9 protein-coding genes are annotated in these 8928 nt (G+C 71.3%); 2 read left to right on the forward strand and 7 right to left on the reverse strand.

Features of this window, described 5'->3' with window-relative positions; translation table 11 throughout:
- The first annotated feature begins 771 nt into the window (after positions 1 to 771).
- Entirely contained in the window at positions 772 to 903 is a 132-nt protein-coding gene (locus tag ABD352_RS04010; RefSeq protein ID WP_344610966.1) for a QcrA and Rieske domain-containing protein, read from the forward strand.
- Between the two features lie 8 nt (positions 904 to 911).
- Here ABD352_RS04010 and ABD352_RS04015 read toward each other — a convergent pair whose 3' ends face one another.
- The 6 genes from ABD352_RS04015 to ABD352_RS04040 form a co-directional block, all read right to left on the reverse strand.
- The gene (locus tag ABD352_RS04015) at positions 912 to 2384 is read right to left on the reverse strand and encodes a sensor histidine kinase (RefSeq protein ID WP_344610808.1); all 1473 of its coding nucleotides are present in this window, start codon (positions 2382 to 2384) and stop codon (positions 912 to 914) included.
- Positions 2381 to 3076, reverse strand: coding sequence for a response regulator transcription factor (locus ABD352_RS04020; protein WP_344610809.1), 696 nt, complete (start codon positions 3074 to 3076; stop codon positions 2381 to 2383). The genes ABD352_RS04015 and ABD352_RS04020 overlap by 4 nt, the downstream gene beginning before the upstream one ends.
- 148 nt (positions 3077 to 3224) lie before the next feature.
- Complete coding sequence (locus ABD352_RS04025) at positions 3225 to 3506, reverse strand: hypothetical protein (protein ID WP_344610810.1); 282 nt, start codon at positions 3504 to 3506, stop codon at positions 3225 to 3227.
- Between the two features lie 19 nt (positions 3507 to 3525).
- Positions 3526 to 5163: a sodium:solute symporter family protein gene (locus ABD352_RS04030; RefSeq protein WP_344610967.1), complete on the reverse strand. Its 1638-nt coding sequence runs from the start codon at positions 5161 to 5163 to the stop codon at positions 3526 to 3528.
- Positions 5164 to 5272: 109 nt separating this feature from the next.
- Complete coding sequence (locus ABD352_RS04035) at positions 5273 to 5647, reverse strand: response regulator (protein ID WP_344610811.1); 375 nt, start codon at positions 5645 to 5647, stop codon at positions 5273 to 5275.
- Positions 5648 to 5675: 28 nt separating this feature from the next.
- A complete protein-coding gene (locus ABD352_RS04040; protein ID WP_344610812.1) occupies positions 5676 to 8315 on the reverse strand; it encodes an ATP-binding response regulator in 2640 nt (879 codons plus the stop codon).
- A gap of 68 nt (positions 8316 to 8383) precedes the next feature.
- Here ABD352_RS04040 and ABD352_RS04045 point away from each other — a divergent pair, with 68 nt between their 5' ends.
- Complete coding sequence (locus tag ABD352_RS04045; RefSeq protein ID WP_344610813.1) at positions 8384 to 8605, forward strand: histidine kinase dimerization/phospho-acceptor domain-containing protein; 222 nt, start codon at positions 8384 to 8386, stop codon at positions 8603 to 8605.
- Here the strand turns inward: ABD352_RS04045 and ABD352_RS04050 are convergent.
- Positions 8555 to 8917 carry a TraR/DksA family transcriptional regulator gene (locus ABD352_RS04050; RefSeq protein ID WP_344610968.1) on the reverse strand — a complete coding sequence of 121 codons (363 nt, stop codon included), beginning with the start codon at positions 8915 to 8917 and terminating at the stop codon, positions 8555 to 8557. The two genes, ABD352_RS04045 and ABD352_RS04050, sit on opposite strands and share 51 nt — an antisense overlap.
- Positions 8918 to 8928: the final 11 nt, after the last annotated feature.

Raw genomic sequence — 8928 nt, forward strand, 5'->3', positions numbered from 1 at the left:
GATTTCGACGGTACCGAAGGAGCTCTCGACGGCGGCAACGGCGCCCCGCAGGAACTCCTCCTCGCCGGCCTGGATCCTCGCCTGCTCGCCCACGGCCACCAGGGCGCTCAACCGGCCCGACAGGTCGCGCTCGGCCACCAGCGCGGCGGCCGCCCGGTCCAGCACCTCGGCCTGCTTCTCGGTCAGCCCGAAGCGCTCGGCCATCCGGGCCGCCAGCCGCTCGGTCGCGTCGCCGCGCTCCGACGCCTGCAGCGCGCCGACCAGTTCCTCGAGCGCGTCCTCGTACTGTCGCCGGATCCGCCGCGTGGTCTCGGCCATCGCGATGCCGTCGAAGAGCCCGGAGGCCGTTCCTTCGCGGCGGTACTGCACATAGGCCGAGTAGCCGACGAAGAGGAACGCGGCGGTGAGGATCAGGTGCCACTCCCACCACGACAGCCGCCACTTGTCGGCCAGCGTCACCGCGACCAACGCCTGCGCCAGCAGCGCGAACGCCGTGACGACGCGTGGCATCCCGGTGTCCCCTGTCTCGACGAGGCGGTCCCTTGGGCGACATTGCAGCAGGCACGTTCTGCGTCTTTGGGCGCAGACACGCTAGCCGAACCCCGGTCTCATGGTCGCCAGGCACCGATGCGGTGCGATCGACACGTGGGAGTTCGCCGATGCAACTCAAGGCACCGATCATCACGCTCGGCGCCGGCCTGGCCGTCGCCGGCGTGCTCTACGCGCTGAACGTCGGCGCCACCGACAAGGCGAAGCGTCTCGGGCGGCACCATCAACTGCCCCTGCCCCTGCCACGGCAGCCGGTTCGGGCTCGCCGACGGCTCGGTGGCCGCCGGCCCGGCCAAGAGGCCGCTGACCGAGGTCCCGATCAAGGTCGACGGCGACACCATCGCCAGGGCCTGAGGGCTGGGCTAGGCCGAGCGCAGCAGCGGGATCGCGACCCGGAAGGCGGCACCCTCGCCGGGCGCGGTCCTCAGGGTCACGGTGCCCCCGTGGGCCGCCACCAGCGCGGCCACGATCGACAGGCCCAGGCCGGAGCCGCCCAGCGCCCGCGTGCGGCTCGGGTCGGTGCGGTAGAAGCGCTCGAAGACGCGGGCCGCGTCCTCCTCGGTCATGCCCGGCCCGTTGTCGGCGACCTCCAGGATCGCGTTGCCGTTCTCCGTGCCGACGTACACGGTGATCTCGGTGCCGGCCGGGGTGTGGTGCAGGGCGTTGGAGAGCAGGTTCTGCAGCACCTGGCGCAGGCGGACGTCGTCGCCGAGGACCACGGGCGCCTCGACGTCCTCGTCGTCGTCGGTCGTGGCCGTGCGCAGGCGCAGGCGGTGGTCGTTGGCGGTGACCCGTGCGTCGACCAGGGCGTCGGTGGCCAGGGTCAGCAGGTCGACCGGCTTGCGCTCCAAGGGGCGGTGCTGGTCCATGCGGGCCAGCAGCAGCAGGTCGTCGACCAGCAGGCCCATGCGCGTGGCGTGGTGCTCGATCCGGGCGATGTTGTCGTCGGGCGGACCGGCGTGGCGGTGCAGCTCCGCGAAGCCGCGGATCGAGGTCAGCGGGGTGCGCAGCTCGTGCGAGGCGTCGGCGACGAAGCGGCGCATGCGCTCCTCGGAGGCGCGGGCCGCCTCCTCCGACGCGCGGCGCTCGTCGAACGCGGTCTCGATCTGCCCGAGCATGGTGTTGAGGGCCGTGGAGAGGCCGCCGACCTCCGTGCGCGGGTCGGCCTCGGGCACCCGGCGGCTGAGGTCACCGGCGGCGATCGCCTCGGCCGTCTGCTCCACCTCGACCAGCGGCCGAAGGCTGGACCGGACCAGGAGGTACGCGGCCGCGGCCAGCACCACCAGCACGAAGCCGCCGATGATGACGCTGGTCCACAGCTGGCGGGTGACGGTCGCGTCGGTCTCGTCGAGGCTTATGGCCACGACCACCGGAGCCTCGTAAGGGCCGGGCGTCTCGCGCTGGGCATAGAGGACGCGCCACTGGTGGCCCTTACCGCCGACCGGATCGACCGTGTCGTAGGTGCCCCAGGTGTCCTTGTTGAGCTGAACGGTCCGGCTGTCGGTCGCCTGCTTGACGTTCGTCGGCAGTGTCGGGCGGCCCTGGTCGGTGTCGACCGGGTTGAAGAGGTTCTCGTCGATCGCGCCGGAGTAGCCGTCCACGCAGGCCACGTAGTAGCCGTTGCCCTGCATCGGGGCGCCGCCCGGGCCGAAGTGGTTCTGGTTCCGGCAGTTTGCCGATGCCGACTGGACGCTGCCCAGGAGCTGGGAGTCGAGGCGGTTGAGCAGGAAGTCGCGGGTGCTGTAAACGCCCGCCGTCGCCGTCGTGACCAGGGCCGCCGCGAGTAGGACCAGCATGAGCACGACGAGCTTGACGCGCAGCGGCCACGACTTCATGTCCGCGGCAACCGCAGCGAGTAGCCCACGCCGCGCAGGGTCTGCAGGAGACGCGGGGCGGAGGTGTCGACCTTCTTGCGCAGGTACGACACGTAGGACTCGACGACGCCGGCGTCGCCACCGAAGTCGTACTGCCAGACGTGGTCGAGGATCTGCGCCTTGGAGAGCACGCGGCCGGGGTTCGTCATGAAGTACCGCAGCAGCTTGAACTCGGTCGGCGACAGCTGGACCTCCTGGCCGGCCTTGAACACCTCGTGCGTGTCCTCGTCCAGCTCGATGTCGGCGAAGGACAGCCGCGAGGTCTGGGCCGACGCGCCCCCGGCCGGGTCGGCGACGCGGCGCAGCACGGCCTGGATGCGGGCCAGGATCTCGGAGAGGCTGAAGGGCTTGGTGACGTAGTCGTCGCCGCCCAGGGTCAGCCCCTTGATCTTGTCCTCGGTGGCGTCGCGGGCGGTGAGGAACAGCACCGGCACGCGGGTGCCCTCGCCGCGCAGCTTGCGCAGCACCTCGAAGCCGTCGAGCTCAGGCATCATGACGTCGAGCAGAATCAGGTCTGGCCGAAAGCGCCGGGCCTCCTCCATCGCCTGGCGGCCGCTGGTGGCGCTGGCGACGTCGTAGCCGTGGTACTTGAGGCTCGCGGAGAGCAGTTCGACGATGTCCGGCTCGTCGTCGACCACAAGCAGCCGCGTCATGATTCGCTCCAAATGGCGTCAGAGTTTCCCTTGTCTTCTAGAGACTGCCGCCGGTTCCTGACGCCCGGGTGCGGTTTCCCTGAAAACCAGCTGTGAACCGGCTGCGCCCGCACACGCGGCCGGTTCACCCGGAATCCCACCCCGGCGGCTACTCCGGCACCCGGTCGGCGGGGGGAATATCGGACGCCTCGGGCGCCTCCGCCGGGCGCAGCCACTGCCACAGGAGGAACAGCAGCCCCAGCGCGAGCATGCCGAGCCCGATCCAGAGGTTGATGCGCAGGCCGGCGGCCTTGTCGATCTCCGCCTGCGAGTCGAAGATCCCGAGGATCGTGACGATCACGCCGTACACCGTGAACAGGCCGCCGATCACCCGGCGCACGTCGAAGAGGCGCGCCGCCCGGGCGGTGTCGACCTTCTGCTCATCGCTCATCGTGATACACCCCTATGCGTTACAGGATCGGCAGGTAGAAGAGCACGGCGAGGACGAGCGCGCCCGAGCCGAGCAGCACCGGCGAGCGGTACCAGGCGGTGTCCCCGGCGATCGCGTCGGCCATCAGGTCGTGCCGGCCCACGCCGAACACCAGGCCGTTGAGCTCCTCGTCCGGCTTGCGACGGGTCAGCGGCGTGACGATCACCGCGACGATCGCGACCGTGACGAAGGCGATGCCGGCGCCCCAGAAGGACTCGTCGAGGTCGGAGCCGAAGGTGAACCAGCCGAACCACTTGTAGCCGGCGTAGGTGACGAACGCCGCGAGCGTGCCCAGCAGCAGGCTCCAGAAGCCGGCCCAGGCCGTCATCCGCTTCCAGAACATGCCGATGATGAAGGCGCCGAACAGCGGCGCGTTGAAGAGCGAGAACAGCGCCTGGATGTAGTCCATGATGTTGCTGAACCCGGCCGCGATGAATGCGGTGCCGATGCCGACGAGCACGCCGACGACGGTGATGAGCCGGCCGATCCGCAGGTAGTAGCCGTCCGGCTTGTCCCTGGCGACGTACTCCTGCCAGATGTCGTACGTGAACACCGTGTTGAACCCGGACACGTTGGCCGCCATGCCGGCCATGAACGACGCCAGGAGCCCGGTCACGGCGATGCCGAGCACGCCGTTGGGCAGGAAGTCGCGCATCAGCAACGGGATCGCGTTGTTGTACTGCAGGTCGCCCTTGTCCGCCCCGAGCCCCTTCACGGTCACCAGGGCGACCAGGCCGGGGATCACGGTGACGAACGGGATCAGCAGCTTCGGGTAGGCGGCGATGATCGGGGTGCGCCGGGCCGCGCTCATGTTGCGGGCCGACAGGCCGCGCTGGACCTCGGCGAAGTTGGTGGTCCAGTAGCCGAAGGACAGCACGAACCCGAGGCCGAAGACGATGCCCCACCAGGCCGCGCCCAGCGGGTTGTCGCTGGTGGCGGTGTTGGCCCAGGTGTGCAGGCCGGCGTCGCCGAGCTTGGTCTGGTCGCGCACGGCCTGGAACAGCCCGTGGAAGCCGCCGAGCTTGTGCAGGCCGATGATCGCGATCGGCAGGAGGCCGGCGATGATCACGAAGAACTGCAGCACCTCGTTGTAGATCGCGCTGGAGAGGCCGCCCAGCGTGATGTAGGCGAGCACGATGGCGGCGCCGACCACGATCGCGAGCCACAGCGGCCAGCCGAGCAGGGCCTGCATGATGAGCGCGAGGGCGTAGAGGTTGACGCCCGCGATGAGGACCTGGGCCAGCGCGAAGGACAGCGCGTTGAGCAGGTGCGCGGGGCGGTTGAAGCGCCGGCGCATGAACTCCGGGACGCTGCGCACCTTGGAGCCGTAGTAGAACGGCATCATCACGATGCCGAGGAAGACCATCGCCGGCACGGCGCCGACCCAGTAGTAGTGGACCGTCATGATGCCGTACTTGGCGCCGTTCGCGGCCATGCCCAGGATCTCCAGGGCGCCGAGATTGGCGGAGATGAACGCGAGGCCGGTCACCCACGCCGGCAGCGAGCGGCCGGACAGGAAGAAGTCCACGCTGTTGCGGATCGAACGGCGGGCGGCGAGACCCACCCCCAGGACCGTGATGAAATAGAGCGCCAGCAGGACGTAGTCGAACACGTCCATCTGCAGGCGCAGCCCTTCGGCGAGAGTCTGCACCCGTTCCTCCCCTGAGCCGGTACGAGCGGAGCCCCAGGCACCTACCCAGCACAGGGTCGGGATCAAACCATCGTGGTCAACTTAGGTGGGTCGCGAGGATGGTCACCAGATCGGCGGCGGCGTACGGCTTGTCGAGGAAGGCGTCGCAGCCGGCCGCCATCGCCGCCGCCCGCTCGTGCGGCAGCACGCTCGCGGTCAGGGCGATGACGGTGGGCCGGGCCGGCGCCTCGGCGAGCTCGGCGGCCAGCTCCAGCCCGTTGCCGTCGGGCAGGTTGACGTCGAGCAATACGACGTCGACCGGCTCGGCGGCCAGCGCGTCCCGGGCGTCGGCCAACGAACCGGCCTCCAGCAGGTCCAGGCCCCGCACGGCCGGCGGCTCGGCCCGCGAGATGATCGCCCGCACCAGCACGCGGTTGAGTTCCTCGTCCTCGACCAGCAGCACTCGGCTCATCCCGCCACCTCCGCTTTGCTCTGGACCGTCATGTCCCCACCTCTTCGTGCCGGGCGTCGGTCAGGGTGCTGGCCACCGCGGCCAGGTCGATCCACTCCCGCACGCCGTCGGCGGCCGAGCTGCGCGGTACCGTGCCGATGACCTTGCCGGTCAGCCGGAGGCGGTCGGTGTCGGAGAGGTCCGGCGCGGTCAGCGCGAGCACTGGGATGCCACGCGTCGAGGCCTTCTCGTCCAGCCCGGACAGCAGCGCGAAGCCGTCCACGTCGGGCATCTGCAGGTCGCAGATGATGAGATCGAAGCGGCGGGCCCGGGACAGCCGCAGGCCCTGCGCGCCGTCGTCGCAGGTCACCACCTCGAGACCGGCGTCGCTCAGCTGGCGCTCGACCACCGCGCGGGTGTGGTCGTCGCGGTCCACCACCAGCACCGCGGCCGGGTCCCGGGACCGGTCGGCGAACACCGGCGCGACGTGCCGGGCCAGCTGGGCCAGCAGGGCGTCGTGGTCGACCGGCTTGACGAAGAAGTCGGCCGCGCCCAGGGCCAGGCCGGCCCGGCGGTCGTCGACGATGGTGGCGAAGAAGACCGGGATCGTGCTCAGCGCGTCGTCCCGCTTGAGCCGGCGGATCACGTCCCAGCCGTCCAGGCCGGGCATGACCACGTCGAGGAGGATGGCGTCGGGCCGCCAGGCGCCGGCCTCGGTCAGGCCTGCCTCGCCGCTGGAGGCGGTCCGGACCTGGTAGCCGGCGCCGCGGAGGTACGCCTCCAGGAGCTCGGCGGCGCGGGCGTCGTCGTCGATGATCAGCACCCGGCCCCGGCCCGAGCGGGGCGCCGGCTCGCCGTCGTCCGCCTCCCGCGGGGCCTCGGCGACCGGCAGCCGGACGGTGAAGCGGCTGCCCTCGCCGAGCGCGGACTCCAGGCCGATGTTGCCGCCGTGCGCCTCCACCAGCCGCCGGGTGAGGGCCAGGCCCAGCCCGGTGCCGGCCTTGCGCTGGTCGGCCGGGCCGAGCTGCTGGAACTCCTCGAACACCCGCGCCTGGTCCTCGGGCGCGATGCCGATGCCGCTGTCGGCCACGGTGATCGCCACGTCCTGCAGGGCCGGGCTGACCGTGACCGCGATGAGGCCGCCCTCCGGGGTGAACTTGATCGCGTTGGAGAGCAGGTTGTCGAGGATCTGGCGCAGGCGCAACGGGTCGGCGCAGACCGCGGCGGTCGGGGGCACGTCGAGGTACACCCGCAGCCCCTTGCGATCCGTGAGCGGCCGCAGCGTGGTGATCACCTCGCCGATGGCGACCTCCAGCGAGATGGACTGCATCCCGAGCTCCAGCCGGCCCGCCTCGACCTTGGCCAGGTCCAGGATGTCGTTGATCAGCCCGAGGAGGTGCCGGCCGCTGCCGTGGATGTGGTCGACCCACTCGGCCGGCACGCTGCGCCGGTCGCCGTCGGACGGCTCGGCCCGCATCAGGTCGCTGAACCCGATGATCGCGTTGAGCGGCGTGCGCAGCTCGTGGCTCATGCCGGCCAGGAAGTCGCTCTTGGCCTGGCTGGCGTGGGTGAGCGCGGCCACCGACTCCTCCAGCTGGGCGGCGAGCTCCCGCTGGGAGCACAGGGTCTCGCCGCGCTCGGCCAGCACCCGGGCCTGCGCCCCCAGCACGCCGGCCAGGCGCAGGTCGTCGGCGCTGAACAGGGCGTGGTAGCGGTCGAGCAGCAGCACCGTGCCGATCCCGTCGACGCGCAGCGCCGTGGCCAGCCGGGTCCCGGTGGCCCGCGCGAGCGGGTGGTCGCGGCGCAGCCTTACCGGGCGGCCGACGCAGAGCAGCGGGGCGAGGTCGCGGTCCGGGTCGAGCTCCAGCCGCTCGTGCGGCAGGTGGGTGCCGGAGCGGCAGACCGCGGCGACGCGGTCGTGGTCGTCGCCGAGCAGCAGCACGACGTCGGTGCCGGTGGTTTCGTGCACGACGTGGACGTAGCGCCGCCAGACCTGGCCGGCGTTGACCTCGGCCGGCAGCCGCTGCAGGTCCCCGGTCGCCTCGTACCAGGTCGTCGCCGACATGATCCGGCGCAGCCAGGCCGGCGGGACGAAGGCGAGCAGGTACAGCACCGAGCCGGCCAGCCCGATCGCCCGACCGGTGGGCTGCAGCCAGTGCCGCTCGCCCGGGAAGCGGGTGGTGGCCGTCACCAGGATCAGCAGCATGACCGGGTACAGGTAGGTGGCCAGGGCGGCCAGCCGCAGCCGGGCCCGCGCCGAGCCCGAGCGGCGGCCGGCCACGCGCAGCAGGACCGTGCCGGCGATCGCCTCGGTGACCGTGTACGTCACCGCCACGAAAGTCAGGTAGCCCAGGCTCAGCGGCCGGGGCGCGGCCGTCGTGGCGGCGATGCTGGCGATCACCAGCACCAGCAGCGTGGCGTCGAGCCAGCGCGGCACCCGGCCGAGCCGCGCGGCGAGGCGGAGCGTGAGATACGGCTGCAGGAGCAGCAGCCCGGTGGCGGTCGCGCCGGCCGCGACCGGCACCGCGTGGTGCGCGAGGTCCCGGACGATGCCATTGACGCTGACCGCCAGCGAGGGCAGGAAGATCAGGGCGATGTCCCGCTGCACCGGATCCCGGCCACGGAAATACCCGACGAGCGCGGCGAGGAAGACCGCCGCGACCAGGACACCGATAGTCAGAGTTACCATGCAACTACGCCCCGTCACCTACGCGAACGGGACTCACTCTAGCCAGTGCTGACCTTGCAGGGGGCCGGATGCAGGAGGATGCGCTGCGGGCTACCGTCGCCACGGCCGCCCACGACCTGTCCAACGCGCTGGGCGCCGTGCTGAACTACGCCACGTTCATCGCCGAGGACCTGGACGGCACCGAGGCGGCGGCGCAGTACCTGCCGCACCTGCAGAGCGCCGCCCAGCGCGCGCTCGACCTAGTGTCTGGACTCACTGCGGCTCTTGCACCCGACGCACAGGGTGACTGACGGGAACGCGGCCAGCCGGGCCACCGGAATCTCCTGCCGGCAGCTCTCGCAGGTGCCGTAGTGCCCGGCGTCCAGGCGTTCCAGGGCCCGCTCGACCTGCTCCATCCGGTTGCGGATGGAAACGGCCAGCGCGAACTCCTGCTCCCGGTTGAAGGCCTTGGTGCCGAGGTCGGCCACGTCGTCCCCGGAGTCGACCGCGCCGGCGAGGGTCATCTCGGCCACCGCGCCGGTGTACTCCGCCTCGAGCTCATCGCGCCGGGCGAGCAGCGCGGTGCGGATGTCCTGCGTGCGGGTCTCTGGGTAAACGAGCATCGGTGGCCCCC

Origin of the sequence: Dactylosporangium salmoneum (assembly GCF_039532525.1) — a bacterium.
In the GTDB taxonomy this organism is placed as follows: Bacteria; Actinomycetota; Actinomycetes; order Mycobacteriales; family Micromonosporaceae; genus Dactylosporangium; species Dactylosporangium salmoneum.

Excerpts from the sequence above, each read along its gene's own strand:
- ABD352_RS04015 (WP_344610808.1), bottom strand. The coding sequence starts at position 2,384 with ATGAAGTCGTGGCCGCTGCGCGTCAAGCTCGTCGTGCTCATGCTGGTC.
- ABD352_RS04020 (WP_344610809.1), bottom strand. The coding sequence starts at position 3,076 with ATGACGCGGCTGCTTGTGGTCGACGACGAGCCGGACATCGTCGAACTG.
- ABD352_RS04025 (WP_344610810.1), bottom strand. The coding sequence starts at position 3,506 with ATGAGCGATGAGCAGAAGGTCGACACCGCCCGGGCGGCGCGCCTCTTC.
- ABD352_RS04030 (WP_344610967.1), bottom strand. The coding sequence starts at position 5,163 with ATGGACGTGTTCGACTACGTCCTGCTGGCGCTCTATTTCATCACGGTC.
- ABD352_RS04035 (WP_344610811.1), bottom strand. The coding sequence starts at position 5,647 with ATGAGCCGAGTGCTGCTGGTCGAGGACGAGGAACTCAACCGCGTGCTG.
- ABD352_RS04040 (WP_344610812.1), bottom strand. The coding sequence starts at position 8,315 with ATGGTAACTCTGACTATCGGTGTCCTGGTCGCGGCGGTCTTCCTCGCC.
- ABD352_RS04045 (WP_344610813.1), top strand. The coding sequence starts at position 8,384 with ATGCAGGAGGATGCGCTGCGGGCTACCGTCGCCACGGCCGCCCACGAC.
- ABD352_RS04050 (WP_344610968.1), bottom strand. The coding sequence starts at position 8,917 with ATGCTCGTTTACCCAGAGACCCGCACGCAGGACATCCGCACCGCGCTG.